The following is a 25,194-nucleotide window of genomic DNA, read 5'->3' as shown; positions in this document are numbered from 1 at the left end:
CTAGCGATCCTCGAGGGAGGCGAGGGCCTCCCGGCTGGCCTCGAGTAGCGCCTCGGCCGATACCGGACCACCCACCGCGGCACGCATCCACGCGTCGGGTGTCAGACGACCCAACCGCGTGACGCGCTCAAACTCCTTGCCGAAGTCTCCGTCATGCAGCTTCCGGGCGACCTGAAAGGCGATCAGGTGTCCGAGCGGGTAGTCGGGCAGGTAGAGCCCCGACGAGATCATATGAGAGTAGACCGCCAGGATCTCGGAATCCTGGACACCGAACACCGGCGCGAAGTAACGGTTCCAGGTCTTGCGGGCGATCTCGAGAGTGGCGACCCGGAGTTGAGCCGGTGTGGCTTCGGGGTTCTCGTACAGGAATCTCCACACCGCCATGTCGACCAGGGCCACGCCGCCGATCTCCGCCGTGCCCCATAACGTGTCCAGAGCTTGCATGTGGTGGGCGTCGCTCTCGCCGGGGTCGAGACCCAGAAGCTCTAGATCGCGCTCCTGAAAGGTGAAGGCCAGGGCCTCCGTGAAGGCCGTGTTCGGCACTCCATTCAGCCACCAGTGGTCCATCGAGTTCAGGGAGAACACCTGCTCCACGTTGTGGCCCAACTCGTGGACCGCGATGTTGTAGCCCTTGTAGTCCATCCCGTCGGCGCCGATGCGAGTACGAAGATGGGCCCGATCTTCCCGCCGTACGGCCCCCATCGCATGGCCCGCGCCGCGTGAGGGGTCGACGGCGATCTTGCTGGACAGGAACGCCGCTCGCTCCTCGGAGAACCCGAGTCCCGTCAGGATTCCCGGAAGTCCGTTCTGGACCGATGCGACGTCGGGATAGCGCGCCCGGACCGCATCGTTCAGCTGCGATTCGGTGATGGTGCCCCGTGCCTTGAACCCGTCATACCAGATATCGAAAGGTTCCAGGTCACGCCCAAGTCGTCGGCGGATCCGATCACCCATCGCTCGAAACGCGTCCGATGTAAGGACCGACTGAAGCAGTTGTTCGACTTCTTTCTCGGGAATCTGCCGGTCCCACTGAAACCGTCGATCGACAAACGTCGGAGCCGTCGGGCAGTAGGGGTCCGCCTGACGCACGGCGCGGAAGACTCCGAGTAAGGCCTCATAACGCTGATCCTGCTCACGGGGACCGGTGACAGCCTCGTCCGGGGCCTCCACCGCAAACACCCGGTTCTGGTCGGGATCCCAGAGCTGCGCATCGTTGTCGATCACCGACTGTGGGATCTCCTGATGCACGATGCGCTGCATGACGCGGTAGATCATGCGTTGACGTTCGAGCCCGTCGGCACCCTCCGCATACTGGGACTTGAGCTCGTCTCGGAGTCCCCAGTGCGTAATAAGGCGGAGCCCCTCCGGAAACAACCGTTGGCCGGCGGGAGTCACCAGCCGGTCCATTCGAATATTGTAATTTGCGATGTATTGCCCGGCGTCGTTGAACGCGCGACTGATCTCCTGCGAAACAGCCGGCGGGATGCGCTGTGCAAAACGATCCATCATTCGGGACTCCGCCCACTGGCGTCGAGTCCACTGCGAGCCACTTGTGAGCCGGGCATCGAGATCGCTTAGCGGGAAGTTGAGCAGCGCGAAGAAGGCGACTCCGGTTTGAAAGAGATCGCCGTCCACGTGGGCGGTGGCGTCGAAGTCACCGAGAAGTCGATCCACCGGATGGATCTCGCCGGTGTCGAGGTCGAACGGCGACCGGATGAGGCGTGAGACCTCATGCAGGTGTCCGTCCACCTGTTCGAGGACGGCTTCTAGACGATCGAACCCGGACTCCAGTGCCTCTCCGCGAGGGACAAAGTTCTCATGGCAGAAACGAGAGAATTTCTCGGCGTCGCCATCTTCATCCCACCAGAGGTTGGCAACTTGCTCGACACCCATCCGGATGCGTCCGCTCTCTGCGTCGCCGTGTTGTTCGATAAGACCGGCCTGTACCGCCTTCACCGTATCCACCGGGATCGACCCCGTAGCCATCGCGGGCGACGCGGCCAGGACAATCCCCAACCCGAACATCAAGGCTTGTCTCAATCCCATGGCATCAACTCCCACTCTGAAGGGCGATCAATCGACGGATGGCGTCACCGACAAGACCGTTGGTCTCTGCCTCGGAACGACCGTGACTCTCGAAGATCACGCGAACGTTCGCCCCCTTGCGGGCGCTGGCGATGGGCCGGGTCTGAAAACGGACCTCCGGGAACTCCCGGGCGAGCTTCTCGATAAGCGGTTGCAACGCCGCCTCGTCTGTCGTCGGCGACTCGATTTCGCGGCGGACGACATAGTGGCGTGGTCGAAGTTCACGGATCGACTCGGTGACTTCCGCCAACATCGCTTCCGATTCGCGAGGCATCCCGGGAAGACAGAGCAACGCGGGACGACCGGCTAGACGTAACCAGATGCCGTTGGCGACACCGATTTCGTTCTTCAATGGCTGAGATCCCACCGGAATCTGACACAGCTTGTCTCGGGTGATATTCATCGCCGCCGAGCCGACGACCCCCTTATGGGAGAGCCGGGTGTACGCGTCGTCAACCCAACGATGGGCCAGCGGGGCCGAGGAGAGCGGGCGTCCATAGACATCCGAGACCGCTTCGAGGGTGCAATCCCGCCGGGCCGGACCCAGCCCTCCGGTCACCACAACCAGCTCCGGCTTTCGCGACTCTGCCTCGGCGATCGCGTCGCGAACGGCCTTGAGGTCGTAAGGAACAATCGTCGCTCGCCGAATGATGGCGCCATGCTGTCTTGCGAACGACGCCAGCGATCGGAGATGGTCGTCTCGCACGTCTCCGGCGAGTAGGTCTTCGCCGACGAGGATCACCTCGAAGGCCATCGGTTCTACCCGTCGCGACGGGAGGTTCGCGTCATCAGAGAGCATGGTTCCACACTGTTAGGGAGTCTTGAACCACGGACTATAGCGCACTCGATGGCTACCCCGGTAGGCGCAGGCGTTCTCCGGGGTGGATCACCGAACTCTCGGTAAGACCGTTGACGTTCAGAAGCTCCTGGAGTCGGACTCCATGGCGGAACGCGATGCGAATCAAGGAGTCTCCCGATCGGACGACGTGCACCCTGGCGCTGCCGCCGCCGACCCGCAGTTTCTGGCCGGCGCGTATCAGGCTGCTGCCGCGGGGGATCCCGTTCATGGCCCGCAGTTCCGTCAGGCGGATTCCGTAGCGACTTGCGATTCGGGACAATGTATCGCCAGAGCGAACCACATGAGCGGTGGAAGTTCCCTTGCCGCCGACGAGAAGTTTCTGTCCAACGCGAATGAGGCTCTTCGAGCGGGGGAGTCCATTCAATTGTCGCAACGTCGCGAGGGACATCCCGTGCGCGGTCGCGATGTCCGTTAGATTGTCTCCCGGTTGCACGATGTAGACGTCGTTGTCGGTGGCGGCCATCCGATAGTCCGGATCCACACCTCGTTGTTGAAGCTCGGCGAGTGTGCCGGTCGGCAGCCAGACAGTCGAATCCTTTGGAAGGGTGTAACCCGACTGGGTCGCGTGTCGGGTCCAGGCGGGATTGATCGCCGCCAGCTCGTCGCTGGAGAATCCAAATGCCGTGGCGAGTCGTGAAACGTTGGTTCGGGTCTCGAGAACGATCGAGTCCAGATTAAATTCCGGCTCCGGCGAGTGCCCCTCGGGAAAGAACTCTTCGGCCCTCTGTGCCACGTTGCGCGCCGCAAGAAACTCCGAGTAGAAATTCTTCGACGCGAATCCGAAGAGGCGACCGCGGTACTCACGGAAGATGGTGACGTAGTCATCGCCATGCTGTCCCTGGGCGCGTTGGATGCCGCCGACGCCATGGTTGTAAGCGGTCAGGGCCAGGGGCCAGTTGCCGATCCGCGAGTGGGCATCGGCCAGGTAGGCGGCGGCACCGTGGGCGGCCGACACGGGATCCAGTCGCTCGTCGTAGGCGGCGCTGATCGTCATGAAGCGTCGACCGGCTCCTCGGGTGAATTGCCACAGTCCGACCGCGTTGGCGCTGGAGCGGGCGGTCCACTGGAACGACGACTCAACGTGTGGGAGGTAGGCGATGTCCTCGGGGAGTCCGGCGTCGCGGAAAATTTTTCGGAAGATGTCGTCGTATCGATAGCTGATCTCAAGCCCACGCATGAAGCGTTCACGCATTCCCCGTTGGGTCCGAATGCGAAGCGCTGCGTCCAGCACGGCGTCATGGCCGCCGGCCTCGGTCAGCCGCAGCGCCCATTCCTTCTGCTCGTCGGTGAGTGGGGTGCCGTCGCCGACGGACGCGGACAGGGTCTCGAGGCGAGATCGCCATCGATCCTGAGTCGATTTGAGGAAGTCCTTTTGATGCTTCGAGTAACGAGTCTCGATCTTGCCGGGCAGGTCCACCACCTCGTAGATGACCTGGGGGTAGTCGAGGTCATGAACGGCGACCTGTTCCATGGACCAGGTACCGAAGACTTTCTCCCAGAACTCGACGTTTCCTCGAAGTTCGGGATAGGTGGGGAAAGGGTCCTCCGCGAGGGCGGGGACGAAGAGTGTCGACAGAAGAAACAGGAGAACCCATCGAGTTCGAGCCGCTAGATCCATCATCGAGCTCCGGGAATTCCGCCGCGTGGCCAGACTACCAATATAGGAGTGGAAGTCATGCTCGGCAACGGTGGAAAGTCCCGAATCGCCCTGAGAGTGGGTGTTTTCTGGGATTTTGACCTCGAGAGGCCCGGGATTCTAGCGCTACGCGATCGTCGCATTGACAGATTTCTCGGCCGATGCGCATAATCCGCCATCCTTGCACGGGAGAAAGACAAATGAGAGATCAGGGTCCGGAATATTCGCCCCCTCGCATCGATACGATCGATGGCGGGGCATTGCTAGAACTGCTCGGTCCGGCACAGGGCTACGGTGTGGGCGAGATCGCTCCAGCGCCCGACGACCTCAACCTGGGTGTGAAGGGTCGTTAGACCCTTTCTCGTCGGCCAGTTCTTCGACGACGCTCGGGCGGCCCTCTCGCAGGAGAGAGTAACCGCCCCAGCCGCATACCACGGTGTAGAAGAGCGCACGATGGAGTAGTGCGGCTGCCGCTGCCGCCCCCTCGTCTACACCGATCTGCACGTAGAACGCCGTCAGCGCGGCCTCGGTCACGCCGATGCCGCCCCAGACGCCGATGACGACGCCCACGACGTAGCCCAGGCAGACGGCTGCCGCCAACGCCAGAAGCGGCGCTTCGATTCCCAGGGCGCGAAAGACGAGGGCATTGGCGAGACAGAGCGATGTGAATGCAGCCGCAGCCCACAGAAGATCAATGACGTAGCTGCGCCACGGCCCTCCCTCGAAGAGGAGCGGGCGAAAGAGCTCTCGAATCAGGCCATCCGTGTGTCGATCGGAATCTTTCGAACGTAACCGCGCCGGAATCCACGCGACGAGTCGGTCATGGATGGCCGGTCGACCGATCCGTTCCCAGACCCATCCACGGGCCCAGCCGATGAAGATCAGGAGTCCGATCGCCGCCACGCCGATGGTTGCCAGCAGGACGCCTCCGGTGGGCAGCGAGGGGGCCAGGGCGATGACGAGGACCGCGGCAAACAGCGTGTTGCCGAGGACGTTTGTCACCTGATCCGCCAGCGCCCAGCCGTAAGCCGATGCCCATCCCCACTTGCGTCGACGACGCAACAGCGCCGCACGCAAGACACCGCCCGCGAGTTTTGCGGTCGGTGTGGTCAGGTTCACGAAGGAACCGGCGGCGAGGATCCGCAGAGACAGGCTGTAGGGAACGGGCTCCTTCCTTCGCAGCATCAGACTCCACTTGATGCCCCAGATCAGGAAGCGACCGAAGACCGCGACGCCGGAAAGGAGGAGCCAGAAGGGGTCGGCCTGAAGGGCGATATCCAGGACCTGTCTTGGACCCAGGGAGTGGAGTGTCCACGCCATGACCCCAACGCCGACGACGATCAGCGAGTAGCGCAGGGCGCGCTTGACGAGAGTCCGTGGCAACGGTCAGTCGATAGGGTAGAGCCGGGTCAACTCGCTCTTGAGATACTTCAGAGCATCTTCCGGGTCCGACGAGACGTGAAACAGATCGAGGTCTTCCGGCGAGATCGTCCCCCATCGAACGAGGGCATCGAAGTCGACGATTTCGTTCCAGAACTCTTCGCCGTAGAGAACGATGGGCGTCTCCTTGGTGCTCTTCTGCGTCTGGAGCAGGGTGAGGAGCTCGAAGAGTTCGTCCATGGTTCCGAAGCCACCCGGAAAAACGACAAGCGCCTTTGCCAGATAGACGAACCAGAACTTCCGCATGAAGAAGTAGTGGAACTCGAAACCGAGCTCTCGTGTGACATACGGATTGGACGAGGGCTCCTGCGGCAGGCTGATGCCCAGCCCGATCGATTTTCCCCGCGCTTCCGAAGCGCCACGGTTGGCGGCTTCCATGATTCCGGGACCGGCGCCGGAGCAGACGATGTAGTGCTTGTCCTCCGGGTCGAGGCTCTTCGACCATTCCGTGAGGCCACGCGCGATCGTTCGCGCATCCTCGTAGTAGCGGGACAGTTTCTTCGTCGTCTCCGCTCGAGTGATCTGGGCGTCATCCCCACCCTTGCGGGCGTCGTCCAGCGCCTTCGCCGCGTCCTCGCCATCGGGGATCCTCGCGGAACCGAAGAAGACCACCGTGTCCTCGACCTTGTAGTGTCGAAAACGGGACTGGGGTTCCAGGTACTCCGAGAGGATGCGTATCGAACGGGCGTCACGCCCCTCGAGGAATTCGGGGTTCTTGTAGGCCTTTTTCATGGTCTCACGGTTCGCCGCAGGGGCTCAGCATAGGGGGACAGAACGGCCGCGAGTATACCTTGCTCAGACCGTTGCGTTCGTCGAAGGTGTCGTTCTCTGGAGCGCGGCATGAATCGCCAGGATCGTCGTTCCGAGTCCAAGCCAGACCACACCCAGCGAGACCAGCCAGCCGATGTACGGAATCGTCGCCAGAAGTCGAACGAGCGCAGCACCCAGGAACATCGATAGGTAGACCGAGCGGGCTCGGTGGACGGAAGGTCGCTCATCGGTTCGCCACACGATCATCGTGGGTTGGATGTGAGTCCCGACCCAGTAGACGGCCGGCACCTGGGCGACGAACAGTAGGACGGCGACGACTGCCAGCAACGGCGGGAAGCTGAACAGGACGCCGATGAAGGCTTCGGGGAAGCCGAAGATCACCGCCATCGGAACGGCAATCAGAAGAACCACCAGCAGGAAGGCGATGATGGGGAGGACGATAACCCCGAAGAAACCTATCAAGCCTCCCAGCATCGCCTGCGTTTGCAGAGGACGGATGAGGGCCGCCCCGGCGTCGACTCGTCGCAACGGAACCATCACGAGACACCCGATGATGAACAGAACCAGGGTCTTCCAGATCCATCGGCCGAGCCAGTTGAGAGGTGCGAACGCGGGCTTCTCGGTCTGGGCCCGATCGCGCTTGGCACCCTTCTCGTCGAACTTCAGTTCCCCGCCGACCCGATCCGCTAGATCCTCCGGGGGAGCGCTGCGGGCGACGTAGTTGAGATCGCCGACGATGTGGCTCTCCGGTCGAACGTCGATCTTATCCGCTTCTAGTCTGACGTCACCGCCCATCTGGGAGTCGATGTTGATCGTCCCGGCGGTGACCATCACGTCACCATCGATGGTTCCGCGAAGCGAAACGGTTCCCCCGAAGGCCGTCAGTTTCCCCTTGATGTGGGCACTGGGAAGGAGCGTCACGCTACCGGCGAAGATCATGACGTCCCGCTCGACGGTCCCGGAGATCGTCGTGTTGTTGGTCCAACTACGCAACGAGTCCTGGATCGTTCCGCTGAGGGTGACCGACTGCCCGCAGATATTGACGTCGCCGTCTACGGTCCCGGTGATGTTGAAGTCGTAGGCCGTAAACCCGGAGAGGTCACCGATCACGTGCCCCTGGATATCGGCCGTCGTCGTGGTGAAGTAGAGGTCCCCCTGAAGCGTTTCGTCCTGCCGGACGATCAGACCGTCGCTGAATTTCTCGAACGGGCTCGCGTAGGCATCCGTCGAGAGGCACAGCAGGACCGTCACTACCGACAGCAGCAGTCCCCGGAACCGTCGCGGACCATGAATGATCATCGTTCGAACACCTCAATAGAGGATTCTGAGGGTCCGGCCTTCCGCGCGCACCCTCTTGCGGGTCGGCGGTCATGATCGACGGACTAGCGGTCGCTACCAGGGGATCAACTCCCTCAGTTTTCGGGCCTGCCTGCGGGAGAGCGGAATCTCCTCACCCTCGCCACCGTTCACGAGAATCTGATAGGTCCCCGCCTCCGCAGGCAGAATCTCCTGGATTCGCGACAGGTTGACCAGGTACTGACGATGGGCCCGGAAGAACCGGGGCGCGAGTTGCGTCTCGAGCTCGGTCAGGGTCCGTTCGACCAGGAACCGACCGGTGGTCGTCTGCACAAACACCAGCGTCTCCTCGGCCTCGAACCAGAGCGCCTGTTCCGGGTCCACGACGACGATCTTCGCCCCGCGTCGAGCCGGAATCCGTAGTGGAGAGCGGGACCCTGCAGAACCCTCGCTTCCGAGGGATGCCAGCAGGGAACGGAGGTCGGCCTCTCCGCTCTTCCCATCGACGACCCCCCGGGCGCGATCGAGGGCTTCGGCGAAGCGGGACCGACTGAACGGCTTCAGGAGGTAGTCGATCGAATTCACTTCGAACGCTTGCACCGCGTACTCATCGTAGGCTGTCGTGAAGATGACGGCAGGAAGTGCGTCGAGACGATTCAGGACCTCGAAACCCGTTCCCTCGGGCATCTGTACGTCAAGGAAGACGACGTCCGGTGTCTCGCGTTCGATCAGTTCAACCGCTCCGTCGGCGTTCTCTGCCTCGCCGACAAGTTTGAAGTCCCGATGAGATGTCAGAAGTCGTTTGACCCGCTCGCGAGCCGGCTTCTCGTCATCGACGACGACACAGCGATAGTTCATTCCGTCTCCAGTTCCGTGGGAATCCTAATCCTGGCAATCGTACCGCTCTTTCCGGGGACTCGGGCCAGAGTGATGGAACCGCGCCCCCGATAAAATGCCTGAATTCGTCGTTGCACGTTGTCGAGACCGTGCCCCTCTTCGAATGGCTGTGTCTCGGCGGCGATTCCGACACCGTCGTCAATCACATCCAGATGCAGGGTCTGATCGATCCGGCGAGTGCGAACCGTGATCCGGCCTCCGGTCGCCCGCGGCGCGATCCCGTGAGCGACCGCGTTCTCGACGAGGGGTTGGAGGATCAGACCCGGGACCGGGGTCGGGTCCGCGTCGATGTCGAGGTCCCACTCCACGGAGAGGCGGTCGCCGAATCGCGCCTTCTCGATCTCCAGATAGTTGCGCGTGAATCCGATTTCCTCATGCAGGGGCACCGGTCCCGTATCCGCGACCTTGAACGTGTAGCGAAAGAGATCGGCAAGCGTGAGGACGACCTCCTCGGCCTCTTCGGGGTCCTCGGCCACGAGCGACGAGATCGTGTTGAGTGTGTTGAAGAAAAAATGCGGATTGATGCGCGCTTGAAGTGCCGACAGTTCGGCGCGAGCACGCTCCTCGCGAAGTCGAGACTCGACAAGCCGCACCTCTTCGACCACCCGAAGGGACTCTCGCAATCGGTGTTGCATGCCCTCGTACGCAAAGACCACGCCTCCCACGATCAGGGCCAGGACACCGTTGATGGCGACGATCGCGATCGTCTGGCGAGGGTCCCGAAGAACGAAGAGCGGGTACGCCGTCAGCACGGCGATGCTGCCCGCAATCGATCCGGCCAGCAGCGCCAGGCCGAGGAGCATTCCGCGTACCCACTGGGACACGTTCTGCATGCCGCGAAGCAGCAGGGCATTGGACGATAGCGCCGTAAAACCGACGACGTTCCCGAACAGAACCGAAATCACCACCGTCGGTGACTCGATCGACCCATCCTTGAAGACGCCGACTGCGAGTCCCACGACCGCACCGGACAACGAGCTGGCAGCCGCCCAGAGTAAGATCTGCCGAATCCAGGCAATATCGATTCTTGGAGCCATCAGCTCGACCAGGGGAACATGGCGGCATGATAGCACCGAGAAATCGTATACTCGAAGACACGTCATGGCGAAACCGACACCAGCAAATGCGCTCGTAGACAGTTACGGTCGCGTGCACGACGACCTACGGATCTCGGTCACGGATCGTTGCAACCTCCGTTGTCACTACTGCATGCCCGTCGATCCCGACTGGTTCCCGCGGGAAGAGATCCTCAGTTACGAGGAGATGATGCGCGTCGTTCGCATCGTCGCGACGATGGGAGTGCGAAAGGTGCGGTTGACGGGTGGAGAGCCGCTCGTCCGACGCGACATCTCACGGTTCGTCGCGATGCTGAACGCGACCGACGAGGTTCAGGACCTATCGCTAACGACCAACGGACTTCTATTGGACCGTCTCGCCGAAGAGTTGGCTGCGGCGGGACTCCGCAGGGTTAACGTCAGCCTCGACACCCTTGATGCGGCTCGTTTCGCCGCGGTAACCCGGCGCGATGCGCTGCAAAAGGTCATCGAGGGTCTGCGTGCGGCGACGTCCGCGGGATTGAGCCCGATCAAGATCAACGCGGTTCTCGTCCGCGGAAGTAACGACGACGAGATCGAGAGTCTCGCCGAATATGCACGCGATCACGGGTGGGAGCTACGGTTCATCGAGTGTATGCCGCTGGACAACGACAGGCGCTGGGAGCCCGACCGGGTCGTTACCGGCCAGGAGGTCCGCGATCGCATCTCTCGACGATGGCCCATCGAGCCGAAGCGGCGTGACGATCCTTCGTCTCCGGCGGCACGTTGGCAATACGTCGACGGGCGAGGAAGTGTGGGCTTCATCGACTCCGTGTCTCAACCATTCTGCTCGACGTGCAGTCGACTGCGTTTGACTGCCGATGGCAAGTTCATGGTTTGCCTCTACGACAACCGCGAGATCGACCTCAAGCAACTCCTGCGCAGCGGCGCGGACGACCGGGCCATCGGTGAAGCGATTCGCGCTGCGGTCGCCGGGAAGGGGCGGGGCGGGGCGCTGGACCTGCTGGAACGGAAAGAGGTGTTGCCGGCCTCGCGCAGCATGCACCAGATCGGTGGTTAGTTCGTCGGTCCGTCCATCTGTCCGGTTTCGGCCTTGAGTGCCAGGATTCGCTCCAGGGCCTCGCGGACGTGATCCGCAACCCGCCGCTGACGCTCTTGAATGTCGTCGATCTCCAGCAGCTGCTGGCGAATCTCGGCGTCGACCGGAAGATTCGCACAGGCTCCATTGACCACCGTCGCGTATGGAAGAACCGCATCCACGGATAGTGGGTGACCGGACTCGTCGGCGATTTCCGTCATCAGCATGTTGTGGGCGGCGAACAGCTCGACCCGTGCACGTTTGATGTCCGCGTCGGCGGCATCGACTTCCGTCTCGTCGCGAACGACGTAGCGGGCCATCCGATAGCTGTGCTCCGAGGGAACCTCCTCCAGATCGACGCGCTCGACACCGACGAGATCGAAGTTCGATCGACCGTCAGGATGGAGACGGAGATTTTCGATGCGACCGATCGTCGCGACCGTGTGGATCGGCGGCGCCCCCGTGTATTCGTTCTCGTAGCCAGGACGCAGTAACGCCAGCGCAAGACGATTATCGCCGGCCGTCACATCTCGGACTAAATCGCGATAGCGAGGTTCGAAGACGTGTAAGGGGAGAACTGTCTCCGGGTAGAGTACCGCGCCCGGGAGGGGAAAGATGGGGATCGAGTCCGTCGTGTCCACGGTGTCGATCACCCCGGCTTGCGGGCGACGATCGCGGCAACCGCCCGCATCTTGTCATCCTTGCGTGCCGGTCCGATGATCTCGCGAGAGCGCAGGATCTCCCAATCGTGGAAAACCTCTCGCAGCTCGCCTGCGCGGAGTAGATAGTCCGGATTCTGCGGTCTACCAAATCGCACCTGCTCGGTCGTGAACGTCTGATAGATGACGACGCCGCCCGGCACGACGCCGTCCTTGATCTGAGGAAACAACGGGCGATGGAGATAGTTGAAGACCATGATCACGTTGTAGGCGCAGACCGGTACGGTCATCGAGCCATTCTCGTAGTTACCGGTCATGGCGCGGATGGGCGCACCCATTCGGCGCGCGCGGGTGCGGGCGTCGGCGACGGCGGAAGGGTCGATGTCGACGCCGTCGACGTCGAAGCCCCGTGTGGCCAGATAGATCGCATTACGACCGGATCCCATCGCGATGTCGAGGACGAGTCCTCCGGGGAGCAGATCGAAATTCTCCACCAGGTAGGAGGAGGGTGCAATCGCCTGTTGAAGGCTGGCGCCATCTCGCGTGCCGCTGCGCGTCGGGCCGTTCCAGGTCTGTAGCCCGCCGGTCACGTTGTAGAGGGGCGTGAAGCCATGCTCGGCGAGCAGCCGGCAGGCGCTGACGCTTCGCTGACCCTTCTCGCAAATGACGGCGATGGGCGTACCGGAGTTCGGCACTTCCCCGATGCGAGTTTCCAGCTCGTGCAGCGGGACCAACATCGAACCGGCAATGTGACAATCCTGGAACTCCGTCTCGGTTCGAACGTCGACGAGCACAAGCGATCCACCGGTCGCAAGACGACGATAAAGCTCGTCGCCGTCGATGTTTTCGTAACGATTGCGGGTCAAGGTATTTGCCTCGGTTCGTGCGGCGGCACTATAGCGTTTTGCGAGGATTCTCGCCGCCTGTCACGGGGCCTAGAGGACGGCGCCGGGGCAGTCTCCCGAGAGCACGCAGCGACCACATTCCGGCTTCCGCGCATGGCAGATCGTACGCCCGTGCCAGATCAAGGCGTGAGAGAAAAACGTCCAGTCCGACTCCTCGGCAAGCGCGTGCAGATCCGTCTCGATCTTCACCGGGTCGCGATGTTGCGAAAGTCCGAGACGACCGGCCAGCCGTGTGACATGGGTGTCGACCGGGATCGAGGGGATACCGAACCAGGTTCCCAGGATGACGTTGGCGGTCTTGCGTCCCACTCCGGGCAATTTAACGAGGGCATCCATTTCTGATGGCACGTCGCCACCGTGCCGTTCCGTCAGCGCCTTTCCGAGGCCGATGAGCGAGCGGGTCTTGTTGCGAAAAAACCCCAACGAATGGATGATCGACTCCAACTCCGAGGCGTCGGCTTCTGCCAGCGACGCCGCGTCCGGGTAACGCGCGAACAGCGTGGGGGTCACCTGATTCACCCTCTCGTCCGTGCACTGCGCCGACAGGACGGTCGCGATCAGCAATTCGAGGGCGCTTTCATGGTGGAGGGCGCAGTCGGCGTCGGTGTACTCGCCACGTAGCCCGTCAAGCAGGCGTACCGTCCGGTCCCGTCGACGCGCGAGCGACTCCCGGGGCATCAGGCGCCGGCCCGTTGTCGTCGATCCCGAAGAAACTCCAACAATCGGTCCAGTGGCCACGCATTGAGAACATCCGACGCCTGGCACCAGCCCTTACGGGCGATCCCCACGCCGTATCGCATGTCGTCAAGCCCCTCGGGGGCGTGGGCGTCGGGGTTGATGGCGGTCTTTAGCCCCCGCCGGAGTCCGAAACGAAGGTGTTGCCAGTCGAGATCGAGCCGATGTGGATGGGCATTGACCTCGACGGCGACGCCGTTCTCCGCGGCCCGTTCGAGGATCGCCTCGAGACGGACCGGGTATCCGTCCCGCGCCAGCAGGAGTCGTCCCGTCGGATGGCCGAGGATGTCGACGTAGGGTGAACCGATAGCTCGGAGGATGCGATCGGTCTGTTTCGTCTCGTCCAGGTTGAAGCGGCTGTGAACCGAGGCGACCACGACGTCAAAGGTCGCCATGACATCGTCAGGGAAGTCGAGCGATCCGTCCTCCAGGATGTCGACCTCGATACCCTTCAGCACGCGGAATTCGTCTCCGAATTGCTCGTTGAGACGTTCGATCTCTTCATGTTGGGCTGCGACCCTGTCGGCGTCCAGGCCGCCGGCATACGCCGCGGCTTTCGAGTGATCGCAGAGACCCAGGTACTGCAGTCCTCGCGATCGTGCCGCTTCCGCCATCTCCTCGATGGACGCGCTGCCGTCGGACCAGTTCGAGTGAACGTGGAGCACGCCTTTGAGGTCGGTCGGTTTCAGCAGGTCAGGGAGTTCATGCGTCTCGGACGCCTCGATCTCGCCTAGATTCTCCCGTAATTCCGGCTCGACGTAGTCCAGGCCCAGATGCCCGTACAGCGCAGCCTCGTCGGCGACCGGAAGTTCCTCGCCGTCGGACTGGCGGGTCAGAGCGTATTCGTTCAGCCGCATTCCGCTTGCCTGGGCCCGCGCCCGCAACGCCACGTTGTGCGCCTTGCTGCCGGTGAAGTAGTTCAACGCGCAGGCGTAGGACGATCGACCGACGACGCGTAAGTCTGCCGTCGGGCCACTCTTGAGTCGGACGCTACACTTGGTAGGGCCACGACCGATGACCTCCTCGACGGCATCATCCTCCGCAAACACGGCCATCACCGGCTCCGCATCGGCGGCGGCGACGAGGACGTCGATGTCCTTCGATGTCTCCACGCGACGACGCACGGAACCTGCGACCTCCGCGCGTTCCACTCCCGGCAGCGGCGTCACGAGGGCAAGCAGACGCTCGGCTTCCCGCTGGATGACCGGCTGACGGAAGCGTCCTGCGTGGCGTCGGACGGCGTCGATGCCGCGGAGGATCTTGTCCTGGGAGGCCTGCCCGAAACCGGGTAAATCTCGAAGTCGGTTCTCGCGGCACGCATATTCGAGTTCGCCGAGGGTCGAGATGTCCAGGGCGACGTGGATCGCGCGCACCTTCTTGGATCCCAGCCCGGGAATCTTGATCCACTGCAGGAGCCCCGGCGGAACCCGTGTTCGAAGCTCGGCGAGATACGGCAGCCCACCGTCACGGACGAGGGTCCCGATCTTGTCCGCCAGTGCGACGCCGATACCCTTGATCTCGGTCAGCCGATTCTCGCGGACCAGTAACTCGAGATCGTCATCGAGCCCGCGCAGGATCCGTGCGCCGTTGTGGTAGGCGCGGGTCTTGAACGGATTCTCGCCGAGGAGTTCCAGCAGAAGTCCGATCTCCTCCAGTGATTCGGCGATCTGTTTCCGATTCATCGGTCGCGAACCACGCGGTAGCGAAGATACAACTCGTCTTGCTCCTGACGACACTCGATCAGTTCCAGCCGTCTCTGGTCCGCCATCGTCAACCCGACGCCGTCGGCAATCGTCGGTGCGTCCCGACCGCAGAGGAGCGTCGGAGCCAGCGTCAGATTGATTTCATCGACGAGATCTTCGTGGATCAGTCGTGCGTTGAGTTCGCCGCCACCCTCGCATAACACCGATTCCAATCCCTCGTCTCGAAGGCGTCGCAACACGCTTCCCAGATCGACCTGCTCTTCACCGAGTTGCCAGACCTCGCAGCGCGATTCGAGGGCAGCCAGCGCGGCAGGGTCCGTGGATTCGGTCGTCACCAGGATCCGACGGGCGCCGTGATCGTCGTGGAAGAAGCGGGAGTCCGTGGGCAGCTGCGCAGACCCCGAGACGACGATCGCATGCAGTCCCGCAGGCTTACCTAGTTTCAGCCGATAGTCGCGCATCGCCTGGGTGCGGACATCCAACCGCGGGTTGTCCGCTCTCAGAGTCCCCGCACCGACCAGCAAGCCATCCGCACGTGCGCGTAGCCGATCCATGTGCTCGCGGTCCAGCGGACTTGTGAATCGAGGGTATTCGCGACGCGCCGACGTGATCTTGCCGTCGACCGTCGTGGCCATGTTGATATAGACGAAAGGTCTGTTCATCTTGTGGTCCGCGCCAACCCCAAGTTACCATACGAGACGGTTTTGCCAGTGGCGGGAAGGGCATCGAATGGCGTGGGCACCCAATAGAGAGGACGCGTGGCATCTGCTCAATGAGTACACCAAGAAACCCGGCCTCCTTCAGCACGCGCTGGCGGTCGAGGCGGCCGTGCGCGGCTACGCGACACGAAACGGTGAAGACGCCGATCATTGGGGGCTTGTCGGGTTGCTCCATGACTTCGACTACGAGCGTTGGCCCTCCGCCGATGATCACCCCTACCGCGGTTGCGAGATCCTCGAGTCGCTCGGGTATCCCGAGTGGTTTCGTCGAGCGATTCTGTCGCATGCCGACTACACCGGTGTCTCTCGGGAAAGCGATCTGGAGAAGACGCTCTTCGCTTGCGACGAACTCTGCGGGTTTCTCGTCGCCTGTGCGCTCGTGACTCCCAACCGCTCGATTCACGATGTCAAGGTGCGCTCCGTGAAAAAGAAGCTGAAGTCGAAGGGCTTCGCCGCCAGTGTCAATCGCGACGACATCCGTACGGGCGCGGAGGGGTTGGGCATTCCATTGGAAGACCACATCGCGTTCGTGCTCGAGACGCTTTGTGGAGTCGCCGACGAACTTATCTCGTGAACGACGTTCGCCAGCACTTTCCGGGGGTCCTGCGCCAGACCTACCTCAACGCCGCCGCGCAGTCGCTCCTTCCGACCCCCGTGATGGAAGAGATGAGCGACTCGATGCGTGCTCACAACGAACTGGGCATCAATGCCTTCGCGAGTTACCTGGACGGGCTGATCCGGGCCCGATCTGCCGGGGCTCGTCTTCTCGGAGCGCGACCCGAACAGATCGCGTTTGTCGGGAATACGGCCGCCGCGATATCCCAGGTCGCCGGCGGAATCGACTGGAACGACGGAGATGAGATCCTCGTGGGGGATGAAGAGTTCCCCGCGATCGTCTTGCCGTGGTTGGCGCAACAGCCCCGTGGCGCGCGGGTGCGATTCGTGCCGACCGAGGAGGGTCGATTGCTCGCGGACCGCTTCCTCGAGGCGATCGGTCCCAGGACGCGAGTCGTCGCGGTCTCGCACGTCCAATGGACCAGCGGGTATTGCATGGAGTTGGAAGAGCTGGGGCGCGTGTGTGCAGAGCGAGAGATCCTCTTCTGTGTTGACGCGATCCAGTCCCTCGGCGTCCTACCGATCGACGTCGAGAAGCTCAAGATCGGCGTGCTGGCTGCGGACGGGCGGAAGTGGATGATGGGCCCGCAGGGTTGCACCCTGCTCTACGTAAGCGATGACTGGGGCCGAGAACTTCGACCGCCTGCGGTCGGAACCATGACCCTTGCGAACCCCGACGGTCTACTGGACTATCGCGATTGGGATCGCGAGAACGGCGTCGTCGACATGGAGCCGCATCTGCAGGCCGGCGCGGCAAGATTCGAGACCGGCTTCCACAACTTCTGTGGGCTCGCCGGTCTGGCCCGGGCCATGGAGTTCGCGGAGACCGTGGGTCGAGAACGGATTCAAACCCACATCGCCCAACTCACGAGGCTGGCGGCCAAAACCGTCCAGGAGCGCGGATGGACTGTCTGGGGGCCGCATCAGGACCACGAGCGCGCAGGGATCACGACGTTTTCCATACCCGGTGATCCTACCCTCGTCTACGACCACCTCAACCGAAACGACATCTCGATCTCCCTGCGAGAGGGACGACTACGGATCGCACCTCACGTCTACAACACCGAGGACGAAGTGTTGCACTGCATCGCCACGATCCAGGAGGCGTTGCGATGAGTACACGCCTGCCGTTCGAGACGTACCTGGAGACCGTCAGGCACGCACCGCTGGTTGCGATCGATCTGATCGTCGAGGGTGCGGACGGTTTGTTCCTGCTCGGGTTGCGGAAGAAAAATCCGGCGAGCGGGTCGTGGTTCGTTCTCGGTGGCCGCATTTACAAGGATGAGTCCCTCGATCACGCCTTCGCGCGCATCAGTCACGATGAACTCGGTGTCGAATTGGCACGCGGCGATGCGCGGTTTCTCGGAGTCGATGAACACTTCTACGACGAGAACGCGGGAGGGCTGCCGGGCTTCGGAACGCACTATGTGGTTCTCGGGTATTGCATCAAGTGTGATAGGTCGTCTCTGGCCTTGCCGGAAGACCAGCACTCCGACTACCGCTGGTTTCAGCGTGACGAGCTTCTGCAGGATTCGCAGGTTCATCCGAATACGCGCCGCTACTTTGAGGCGTTTGAGCCGGTCTAGATTTCGTATTCGCGCAATTTACGGTAGATCGTCGCCCGCGATATCCCCAGCATCCTTGCAGCTTGCGTTCGGTTCCCGCCGGACTGCGCCAGGGCTTCCCGGATCCGGTCTCGCTCGCTTGCACTCAGACTCGTCGCAACCACGGGATCGGGTTTCCGTGTGGCCACCGCGGCCGGGCCGGGAAGCAGCGCACCAAGAGAGGCATCCCCATCGATGAGATCGACATCGATCGAACCGTCGCCCGCGAGCAGCGATAATCGCTGTAGAACGTTCTCGAGTTGCCGGATGTTCCCGGGCCAGCGGCAGTTCTCGAACCGCTCCATCACGGCCGTCGAGATCTCCGTCATCGTTCGCTTTCGCCCTCGTGCAATCCGAGCTAGAAAGTGAGCCGTGAGCAGGGGAATGTCTCCATGGCGGTCCCGCAGCGCGGGGAGGCGGATCATCAACACCTGCATGCGATACATCAGATCTTCCCGGAAACGTCCGGCCTCCACCTCTGCCGCAAGGTCTCGGTGGGTGGCGGCGATCAGCCGCACGTCGACCTGGATCGGTGTGTCGCTCCCGACGCGTCGCACCTCACCCTCCTGAATGGCACGCAGGAGTTGGGCCTGCATCGTTGTGGACATGTCACCGACTTCGTCGAGGAACAGCGACCCTCCGTGGGTCTGCTCGAAGAGGCCCTGGCGGTCGTGTTCGGCACCCGTGAATGCGCCGCGGACATGACCGAAGAGTTCGCTCTGGAGTAGGGAGTCGGGGATCGCGGCGCAATTTTCCGAGACGAACGTCTGTTTTCCACGGGCCCCGTTGTAATGAATCGCCTGCGCAACCAGTTCTTTGCCGGTCCCGCTCTCACCCTGGATCAACACGGGAAGCTCGCTGTCGGCGACCTGTCGGATCAGATCGAAGACTTGCTGCATGACACTGGACTGACCGACCATGCTGCCGAAGGTCGCCCGTTGCTCGGCGGCGGCACGAAGATCGAGATTCTGCACATGAAGTGACGCGAACTGCCGGGCATTCTCCAGTGCCAGCGCCGCATGATTGGCAAAGGCCTCAAGGAACCGCAGGCTTCCCATGTCGAACGGCCTGCTACCCTCGCGGCTGTCCAGATAGACGGCGCCGGTGATGTGGCCCCGCGAGCGGAGGGGCGCGCACATGAGCGACTGGATGGAATGCAACGAGACGCTCGGCCATTCCAGGAACCGTTGATCGTTCTGCGCATCCAGTGCGATGACCGATTTTCCCTTCGCCGCCTCGGCGACGATGTGACGGCTGAAGCGTCGGCCGTCGTCGATCGTGTCGTGGTCCACGTTTCTGAGGACTCGGACGGCGAACTCACCCGATAGCTGATCGCGGAGGAGGATCATGCCGCGATCCGCTCCCACCACCTCAAGCGCCATATCGAGCATCGTCTCCAACAACTGGTCGGGGTCCGATTCGGAATTGAGGGCGCGAATCATTTCATACAGAGCGACGAGCCGACGGTTGATGGGAGAATCGCCGATCGGGGGTGGTTCGCGCAGCGGTTGGAAGACTGTGCGCTCCGAGAGCCCACCGGAGAGGCCATCGTCAGCGACGCGTTCGCGGGCGAGGTCGAGGGCCCGTCGGCCGTGATCCAACGCCTTCCTCGCCAACGTCTCGTCTTCGAGAGCCTGGGCGACCCGGGTCATGACGGCCCACGCCTCGGCACGCACGACCGGTAGGTCCAGTTCGTCGGCACGGGCGATGACCCGTTCCAGGAGTTCGCGGGATTGGACCGCGCGGCCACGACGAACGCCGCGGGACGCGCGGGCCAGCGCGACCCGAAGATCGAACCAGGGCTGACGCCAGGACCCCTCTCTGGCCGCGAGGCTCTCGTAGCCATGTAACAGTCGCTCGAGAGAACCCTCAGCGTCGGTCGCGACACGCAGCTCGATCTCCAGTGTTCGGGCCCAGAGCAACGTGTCGGGATCACCCAACGATTCCGCCCTCGCGATCGACTCGGAGATAGCCGTCGCGAGACGCTCGTATTCCGGGCGATTCGCCGCCAGTTCGGCTTCGATCCGCGCCAGCCTCGCAGCCTCGATCATGACCGGATCGATTTGCAAATTGGGTGCGGAGAGTCGTTTCTCGAGGAGCGTCGACGCCTCATAGGTCCGGCCGCAGCGAACGAGTGCCTGGGCTCGCGCCGTGGCGGCCACCAGCTGGAGCCGGCGGTCACCCAGATGACGGCCAAGGTCATCGGTCTCAGCGGCGAGCGAGATGGCCTCGGCCAGGTGTCCGGTGTAGACGGAGAGCTGGGCGAGCGTGCCCCGGGCGACACCCTCCAGAAGGAGTCGCCGGTTCTTGCCGGCTGCGAGACGCGCGCGTTCGAGGAGAGTCCTTGCGCTCACGTAGCGGCCGGCTCGCTGTTCCAGGACGCCAAGACCGATCAGGCACGGAAGATTCGCCGGATTCCCGTCGGCCTCGGCAAGTGAAATTGCCTGACGAAAGTGGTCTCCGGCGTCGGGCAGCCCCTCGTTGGCCATACACATGCCGATGGACTGATGGACGTGGGCCAGGGCCAGGTTGTCGGCGGCGGATTCAAATCCGGAACGTGCGGCGTCGAGGTACGGAAGTGCATCTCGTCCGCGCCCCTGCCGAGCGAGGGCCATACCGATCGCTTCGTTGGCCAGGGCTCGAGATGGCGGGTCGTCGACGGTGGCGGCAAGTTCGAGAGCATCCAGGGCGAACGTCCTTCCAAGGTCGAAGTTCCCCGCGAGGACGATGGCCATCGCCCGGCGAGCGGAGGCTTGCGCACGAGTCGCGGGAGTCGAACCCCAGCGCACCACGGACGCGTACGCTCGAGCCGCCGCTCGATAGAGACCCGCCTCGTGGAGGAGGTTCGCCTGTCGGTCGCGAAATTCGATTCGACGATCGTCGTTGCGCCGAAGCGTGCGGAGAACGTAACCCATGCGCTGAGCCGCCAGCACGGGGTCGTTGGCGTCGCTGGCGCTCCTCGCGGCCAGGAGCGCTGCGTCGATGGCGCGCTCGCGTTCGTCGAGGATCGTCCACAGGCGAGCCATCGTCATGCGTGAGACGTCGATGCCCGCCCGGGGAGACAGCGTATCCAGGATGCGTCGAACGAGTGATTCGTATTCCGTGATGCCGGTCGATTCGCGTGCCGCGGCGGCCAGCGGCCTCCATGCGATCGCAAACCGGTCCTCCCGCTCCCATACCCAACCCAGCGTGACGAGTTCCTGTAGATCGAGGCGCAACGATTCTCGGGTGCGCTCGAGGATGCGTGTGAGATCGACGACGGCCAGCGAATCCTCCGCCAGGGCCAGCGCGGCGAGGGTCCTTCGCGCCCGGGGCTTGAGGGCGTCGACTCTTCCGGATACCGCGGTGTCCACCGTCGCCGCATCGGGCGAAGATCGTCGTGGCTGCCACGCGCCGTCGACGAGCAGGGTCTCCGCCAGGAGCGGATCGCCGTTCGATGCTTCCGTGAGCCAGCGCAGATGGGACGCCGAGACACGCGTGCGGCCACTGACTCGAGCGATCATCGTTCGAAGGGCCTCCTCGTCCAACGGGCCGAGGTCGATACGGTGCATCGTCTCCAGAACCTGGGTCCGGGCGAGGAGTCTCTGAACACCGGGAGCCACGATGGAGTCCGGTCGGAGCGCCGCGACGACCCGTAGCGGAGCTGCGTGCGCCTCGAATGCCACGCGCTCGAGGAGTCTCTGGACGCCCTGGCCCGCGCGGTCAACGTGTTCCAGTACGAGTACCGCGGGGTTCCGAGCGGCGCGATTCCGCAATCGATCGAGCAACTCATCGACGACCGAGGCCGGAGTATCTTCCGCGTCCGGTGACAGGCGTCCCGCCGGGGGATGCACGATGTCCCAGCCGCGAGAGACGGCTTCCGCCGACAGCCAGGCCAGCATCCGTTGTCTCCCGCTTCCGGGCGATCCACAGACCCAGGTCACGCTACTCGCCGTGGCACCGGACACCGTATCCCAGAGTTCCTGTGCTTCTCGTTCGCGGCCGGCCGGTGTTCCGGAGTTCAGTCGGGCCGCTCTGGTAGAGACGATCTCGTGGGGTAGGTCCGTCCCGCATGCGGCGTTCAAACCCGCGAGCGCCTCGTACGCAGAGCCCGGTCGGCGGGTGGGGTCGGGATCAAGCATCTGCTCCAGCCACTCGCCGATGGCTGTCGGATAGCCCTCAGGGGGTGTGGGGCGCGAGCGACGTCCCGCTCGAACGGCGTCTATGAAGCCGGCGATGTCCTTGCCGAGTCGGAACGGGGGATGACCATGGATCCCCTCGAAGAGTACGGCACCTAGCGCGTAGAGGTCGGAGCGAGGCCCGGGGGAACCGCCATCGAAGAGCTCGGGTGCGAGATACGGGAGGGTTCCTGCGGTCCGACTCCTCGGGTCGAGGTCGTCTTGACGATGGAGCGCCAATCCGAAGTCCAGTAACACGAGTCGCGCACCGAGGCGCGGCGTGGACCGAACCATCAGGTTGCCGGGTTTCAGGTCCCGATGCACGATTCCGATATCGTGAAGGAATGCCAGTGCACGCAGGGCCTCCGCTCCGAGCAGCGGCAAATCGGCCGGTCGCGTCTTGATCGCTTCGACGACACCCATGCCTTCGATCCATTCCATGCCCAGCAGGGGGTGTCGACTGCCGGTGTCAAACTCGAGGTCATAGGTTGCGACCAGGTTCGGGTGGTGCAGCCTGCGCAAGATCACGAACTCGCGACGCAGGCTCTCGATCCTCGCCGGGGTCGCGGAGATCAGCTCCTTGAGCGCGATCTTCTGTCCGTCGCGAAGCCCGTCTTCGACCAGCCAGACGCGCCCCGCCCCACCTTCGCCCAGTAGACGAACGGGCCGATACCGATCCGGAAGTCGATCGGGAAGTTCCATGGCTAAACTATACTGCCCGATGGGGTTAGGTTCCGGTCCGATCAATCGAGAAACGGGGGAAAAATGACTCGACCCGCCAGAATACCCGACGGAGACGTTGCCGAGAGACTCTCAGAGCTAGAGGGTTGGAACGTTGAAGGCGGGCAGTTGGTTCGCCAGTTCACCTTCAAGGACTTCGTCGCCGCGTTCTCATTCATGACCGCGATGGCCCTGGTCGCAGAGAAACTCGACCATCATCCCGATTGGAGCAACGTCTATAACCGGGTGACGATCCGACTCCATACCCACGATGTTGGCGGCCTCACGGAGCTGGACTTTCAGTTTGCAGCGCACGCGAGTGATCTGGCACCGTGAGTCGACGGTTGGTGATCTTCGATTGCGATGGTGTGCTCGTCGATTCGGAACGCGTCGCGAACCGGGTCATGACCCACCACCTGCAGGCAGCAGGGCTACGCTGGGAATACTCCGAAGTCTGTCATCGATTCACGGGCCGCTCGATGGCGTCGTGTGTCGTGGAAATCGAGAGTGAGTTGGGACGGCGCTTGCCGGTAGACTGGGTCGAGCAGGTCCAGCAGGAGACGTTCGCGGCGTTTCGCGAGGATCTGCAAGAGGTACCGGGAGTGCGAAGGTTGATCGACGTCGTCACGAGTCGAGGCTGGGCAAGTTGCGTCGCCTCCAGCGGAGAGCACGAGAAGATCGCGTTCACGCTGAGCTTGACGGGACTTCTCGATCGTTTTCACGGTCGTGTGTTCAGCAGCAGCGACGTGTCCAACGGGAAGCCGGCTCCCGATCTGTTTCTCCACGCGGCTACGTCCATGGGGTACGAGCCGGAGGACTGCTGGGTCATCGAGGACAGCGCCCCGGGTGTGGCTGCCGCGCGTGCTGCCGGGATGCGTGTGTTCGGTTACACCGCTGGGGTCTCTCGGAACGATCTTCTGGAAGCCGGCGCCGAAGTCTTCGCAGATATGGCGCAGTTTGCCGACCGCCTGTCGTCGGTGACGGAGGACGGGACGTCGTGAGTCGAATCCTTCATGTCACCAACGGCGACTCGGTCGTCGGAGGAATCCGCGCCGGAGGCATCGAGGGCACGATCGTCCCATGGCGTGACGTCCTGCACGAGGGTCGCGTCGTGTCGGGTCTGTCTCTCGAAGAGCAGAGTCGCTCGCGCGCGCGGTTTCTGGAAGATCTGGTGGACGAGTCCTACGTCGAGCTACTGGAGGTCTTCCGCGCCCGTGATCGAGAACTCGCCACCTACCGCGAGCGCGACGAGGTGTGGCTCTGGTTCGAGCACGACCTCTACGACCAGCTCCAGATCTTGCAGATCCTGAACTGGTTCTCCCGTCGTGCGGGAGCGGTGGGCGCGTTGTCGATGATCTGTATCGACCGGTTCCCGGGTGTGACGCCGTTTCACGGTTTGGGGCAACTCGAACCCGACCAGCTGGCCAGTCTCGCGGATCAAAGAGTGCCCATCGAGCCGGAGACGCTGACGCTGGCGGCCGATGCGTGGCGTCAGTTCTGCGGTTCGGACCCCACGGAACTTCAGCGCTTTGTCGACGGGGATGGGGCGGGGCTACCGTTCCTGGGTGCCGCGCTGGGTCGCCATCTTCAACAGTTTCCTTCGACCCGTGATGGGCTGTCTCGCTCTGAGCGTCAGATTCTTCAGGCGCTCGCCGATGGCCCCATGGAACTGGGAGCGCTGTTTCGAAAGTCGCAGCAGGAGATGGAAGAGGCGCCGTTTGTCGGTGACGCGATCTTCCTCGTCTACGTCGAGTGGCTACGCGCGCCCGAACCGCTCATCGTGTGGTCGCGGGAAGTCGCATCGGCACCCGCCGGTGAGACCGTCAGTCTGTGGCATCGTCAGGTCGAATTGACGGCAGCGGGACGTCAGGTTCTGGTGGGTGGCGCCGATCGAACCCGATTCCAGGCGCTGGATCGTTGGCTGGGGGGTGTGCATCTCGTTGGCAAGCGTCCCGCGTATCGGTGTGTATCCGGTCGACCTCAGATTGTCGCGGCGGACTAACTATCCGATCAAGTAAGGACCGCTGTTTTGCCGACACCGCCGACATTTCCTCGCTGCGTATCTATGTGCTGTATAATCGTTGCTGAAGGCACGACGGCTGCCAAGGAACGTGTTGCTCGAGGGTGACTTCCCGCAATCCGAGCCAACCGCAATCCGTCACTTACCCTGCGAACCGAAACGGATAAACTCGTTATCGAGTTCTGTAGACTTAACGTTAACCGTGCTCTAGAAGCACGGAGGTCCACGGAAACTCCTGCG

At 62.9% G+C, this 25,194-nt stretch carries 22 protein-coding genes; 8 read left to right on the top strand and 14 right to left on the bottom strand.

Annotated elements, in window-relative coordinates; genetic code table 11:
* Genes OES25_04550 through OES25_04540 form a run of 3 tightly spaced genes read right to left on the bottom strand, consistent with a single transcriptional unit; the run spans position 1 to position 4,565 of the window.
* A complete protein-coding gene (locus OES25_04550; GenBank protein ID MDH3626910.1) occupies positions 1-2,046 on the bottom strand; it encodes a hypothetical protein in 2,046 nt (681 codons plus the stop codon).
* A gap of 4 nt (positions 2,047-2,050) precedes the next feature.
* The gene (locus tag OES25_04545; protein MDH3626909.1) at positions 2,051-2,884 is read right to left on the bottom strand and encodes a molybdopterin-binding protein; all 834 of its coding nucleotides are present in this window, start codon (positions 2,882-2,884) and stop codon (positions 2,051-2,053) included.
* Between the two features lie 52 nt (positions 2,885-2,936).
* A complete protein-coding gene (locus tag OES25_04540) occupies positions 2,937-4,565 on the bottom strand; it encodes a LysM peptidoglycan-binding domain-containing protein (GenBank protein ID MDH3626908.1) in 1,629 nt (542 codons plus the stop codon).
* Between the two features lie 215 nt (positions 4,566-4,780).
* Here OES25_04540 and OES25_04535 point away from each other — a divergent pair, with 215 nt between their 5' ends.
* Entirely contained in the window at positions 4,781-4,933 is a 153-nt protein-coding gene (locus OES25_04535) for a hypothetical protein (GenBank protein MDH3626907.1), read from the top strand.
* On the opposite strand, the gene OES25_04530 is transcribed toward OES25_04535, so the two are convergent.
* From OES25_04530 to OES25_04510, 5 genes are all read right to left on the bottom strand, one after another.
* Entirely contained in the window at positions 4,908-5,963 is a 1,056-nt protein-coding gene (locus OES25_04530) for a flippase-like domain-containing protein (GenBank protein MDH3626906.1), read from the bottom strand. The two genes, OES25_04535 and OES25_04530, sit on opposite strands and share 26 nt — an antisense overlap.
* Before the next feature lie 3 nt (positions 5,964-5,966).
* Positions 5,967-6,752, bottom strand: coding sequence for an LOG family protein (locus OES25_04525; protein ID MDH3626905.1), 786 nt, complete (start codon positions 6,750-6,752; stop codon positions 5,967-5,969).
* 63 nt (positions 6,753-6,815) lie between these two features.
* Positions 6,816-8,090 carry a polymer-forming cytoskeletal protein gene (locus OES25_04520; protein MDH3626904.1) on the bottom strand — a complete coding sequence of 425 codons (1,275 nt, stop codon included), beginning with the start codon at positions 8,088-8,090 and terminating at the stop codon, positions 6,816-6,818.
* Positions 8,091-8,183: 93 nt separating this feature from the next.
* Positions 8,184-8,945: a LytTR family transcriptional regulator DNA-binding domain-containing protein gene (locus tag OES25_04515; protein ID MDH3626903.1), complete on the bottom strand. Its 762-nt coding sequence runs from the start codon at positions 8,943-8,945 to the stop codon at positions 8,184-8,186.
* The gene (locus OES25_04510) at positions 8,942-10,057 is read right to left on the bottom strand and encodes a histidine kinase (protein MDH3626902.1); all 1,116 of its coding nucleotides are present in this window, start codon (positions 10,055-10,057) and stop codon (positions 8,942-8,944) included. The genes OES25_04515 and OES25_04510 overlap by 4 nt, the downstream gene beginning before the upstream one ends.
* Positions 10,058-10,085: 28 nt before the next feature.
* Here OES25_04510 and moaA point away from each other — a divergent pair, with 28 nt between their 5' ends.
* Entirely contained in the window at positions 10,086-11,099 is a 1,014-nt protein-coding gene (gene moaA, locus OES25_04505) for a GTP 3',8-cyclase MoaA (GenBank protein MDH3626901.1), read from the top strand.
* Here moaA and OES25_04500 read toward each other — a convergent pair.
* From OES25_04500 to OES25_04480, 5 genes are all read right to left on the bottom strand, one after another.
* Positions 11,096-11,770, bottom strand: a complete 675-nt coding sequence (locus OES25_04500; GenBank protein MDH3626900.1) for an LON peptidase substrate-binding domain-containing protein — start codon at positions 11,768-11,770, stop codon at positions 11,096-11,098. The genes moaA and OES25_04500 overlap by 4 nt on opposite strands.
* The gene (locus tag OES25_04495; protein ID MDH3626899.1) at positions 11,767-12,642 is read right to left on the bottom strand and encodes a rhodanese-like domain-containing protein; all 876 of its coding nucleotides are present in this window, start codon (positions 12,640-12,642) and stop codon (positions 11,767-11,769) included. The genes OES25_04500 and OES25_04495 overlap by 4 nt, the downstream gene beginning before the upstream one ends.
* Before the next feature lie 69 nt (positions 12,643-12,711).
* Entirely contained in the window at positions 12,712-13,359 is a 648-nt protein-coding gene (nth, locus tag OES25_04490) for an endonuclease III (GenBank protein ID MDH3626898.1), read from the bottom strand.
* Positions 13,359-15,098 carry a DNA polymerase/3'-5' exonuclease PolX gene (gene polX, locus OES25_04485; GenBank protein MDH3626897.1) on the bottom strand — a complete coding sequence of 580 codons (1,740 nt, stop codon included), beginning with the start codon at positions 15,096-15,098 and terminating at the stop codon, positions 13,359-13,361. The genes nth and polX overlap by 1 nt, the downstream gene beginning before the upstream one ends.
* Positions 15,095-15,781 (bottom strand): dihydrofolate reductase family protein, encoded by a 687-nt coding sequence (locus tag OES25_04480; GenBank protein ID MDH3626896.1) that lies wholly within the window; start codon positions 15,779-15,781, stop codon positions 15,095-15,097. The genes polX and OES25_04480 overlap by 4 nt, the downstream gene beginning before the upstream one ends.
* Before the next feature lie 67 nt (positions 15,782-15,848).
* Between OES25_04480 and OES25_04475 the strand changes: the two genes are divergently transcribed.
* From OES25_04475 to OES25_04465, 3 genes are read left to right on the top strand one after another with little or no spacing between them, the layout of a single operon-like run.
* The gene (locus tag OES25_04475; GenBank protein MDH3626895.1) at positions 15,849-16,412 is read left to right on the top strand and encodes an HAD family hydrolase; all 564 of its coding nucleotides are present in this window, start codon (positions 15,849-15,851) and stop codon (positions 16,410-16,412) included.
* Positions 16,409-17,569, top strand: a complete 1,161-nt coding sequence (locus OES25_04470; protein ID MDH3626894.1) for an aminotransferase class V-fold PLP-dependent enzyme — start codon at positions 16,409-16,411, stop codon at positions 17,567-17,569. The genes OES25_04475 and OES25_04470 overlap by 4 nt, the downstream gene beginning before the upstream one ends.
* On the top strand, positions 17,566-18,039 hold the full coding sequence (locus OES25_04465; protein ID MDH3626893.1) for a GDP-mannose mannosyl hydrolase: 474 nt from the start codon (positions 17,566-17,568) through the stop codon (positions 18,037-18,039). The genes OES25_04470 and OES25_04465 overlap by 4 nt, the downstream gene beginning before the upstream one ends.
* Here OES25_04465 and OES25_04460 read toward each other — a convergent pair.
* Positions 18,036-22,916: a sigma 54-interacting transcriptional regulator gene (locus OES25_04460; GenBank protein MDH3626892.1), complete on the bottom strand. Its 4,881-nt coding sequence runs from the start codon at positions 22,914-22,916 to the stop codon at positions 18,036-18,038. The genes OES25_04465 and OES25_04460 overlap by 4 nt on opposite strands.
* 63 nt (positions 22,917-22,979) lie before the next feature.
* On the opposite strand from OES25_04460, the gene OES25_04455 reads away from it, so the two are divergent.
* The 3 genes from OES25_04455 to OES25_04445 are packed head-to-tail and all read left to right on the top strand — an operon-like array spanning position 22,980 to position 24,936.
* Positions 22,980-23,270 (top strand): 4a-hydroxytetrahydrobiopterin dehydratase, encoded by a 291-nt coding sequence (locus OES25_04455; protein ID MDH3626891.1) that lies wholly within the window; start codon positions 22,980-22,982, stop codon positions 23,268-23,270.
* Entirely contained in the window at positions 23,267-23,935 is a 669-nt protein-coding gene (locus OES25_04450) for an HAD-IA family hydrolase (GenBank protein MDH3626890.1), read from the top strand. Before OES25_04455 ends, OES25_04450 begins: the two co-directional genes overlap by 4 nt.
* Positions 23,932-24,936 carry a DUF1835 domain-containing protein gene (locus tag OES25_04445; protein MDH3626889.1) on the top strand — a complete coding sequence of 335 codons (1,005 nt, stop codon included), beginning with the start codon at positions 23,932-23,934 and terminating at the stop codon, positions 24,934-24,936. The genes OES25_04450 and OES25_04445 overlap by 4 nt, the downstream gene beginning before the upstream one ends.
* Positions 24,937-25,194 lie beyond the last annotated feature (258 nt).

The sequence above is a fragment of the Acidobacteriota bacterium genome, from assembly GCA_029861955.1.
Taxonomy (GTDB): Bacteria; Acidobacteriota; Polarisedimenticolia; order Polarisedimenticolales; family Polarisedimenticolaceae; genus JAOTYK01.
This window is presented reverse-complemented; position numbering and strand designations above follow the sequence as displayed.

Bases quoted from the DNA above. Each gene is read 5' to 3' on its own strand.
- OES25_04525 (MDH3626905.1), bottom strand. From the start codon at position 6,752: ATGAAAAAGGCCTACAAGAACCCCGAATTCCTCGAGGGGCGTGACGCC.
- polX (MDH3626897.1), bottom strand. From the start codon at position 15,098: ATGAATCGGAAACAGATCGCCGAATCACTGGAGGAGATCGGACTTCTG.
- OES25_04535 (MDH3626907.1), top strand. From the start codon at position 4,781: ATGAGAGATCAGGGTCCGGAATATTCGCCCCCTCGCATCGATACGATC.
- OES25_04460 (MDH3626892.1), bottom strand. From the start codon at position 22,916: ATGGAACTTCCCGATCGACTTCCGGATCGGTATCGGCCCGTTCGTCTA.
- OES25_04545 (MDH3626909.1), bottom strand. From the start codon at position 2,884: ATGCTCTCTGATGACGCGAACCTCCCGTCGCGACGGGTAGAACCGATG.
- OES25_04480 (MDH3626896.1), bottom strand. From the start codon at position 15,781: ATGAACAGACCTTTCGTCTATATCAACATGGCCACGACGGTCGACGGC.
- OES25_04475 (MDH3626895.1), top strand. From the start codon at position 15,849: ATGGCGTGGGCACCCAATAGAGAGGACGCGTGGCATCTGCTCAATGAG.
- OES25_04455 (MDH3626891.1), top strand. From the start codon at position 22,980: ATGACTCGACCCGCCAGAATACCCGACGGAGACGTTGCCGAGAGACTC.
- OES25_04520 (MDH3626904.1), bottom strand. From the start codon at position 8,090: ATGATCATTCATGGTCCGCGACGGTTCCGGGGACTGCTGCTGTCGGTA.
- moaA (MDH3626901.1), top strand. From the start codon at position 10,086: ATGGCGAAACCGACACCAGCAAATGCGCTCGTAGACAGTTACGGTCGC.
- OES25_04515 (MDH3626903.1), bottom strand. From the start codon at position 8,945: ATGAACTATCGCTGTGTCGTCGTCGATGACGAGAAGCCGGCTCGCGAG.
- OES25_04550 (MDH3626910.1), bottom strand. From the start codon at position 2,046: ATGGGATTGAGACAAGCCTTGATGTTCGGGTTGGGGATTGTCCTGGCC.
- nth (MDH3626898.1), bottom strand. From the start codon at position 13,359: ATGCCCCGGGAGTCGCTCGCGCGTCGACGGGACCGGACGGTACGCCTG.
- OES25_04465 (MDH3626893.1), top strand. From the start codon at position 17,566: ATGAGTACACGCCTGCCGTTCGAGACGTACCTGGAGACCGTCAGGCAC.
- OES25_04540 (MDH3626908.1), bottom strand. From the start codon at position 4,565: ATGATGGATCTAGCGGCTCGAACTCGATGGGTTCTCCTGTTTCTTCTG.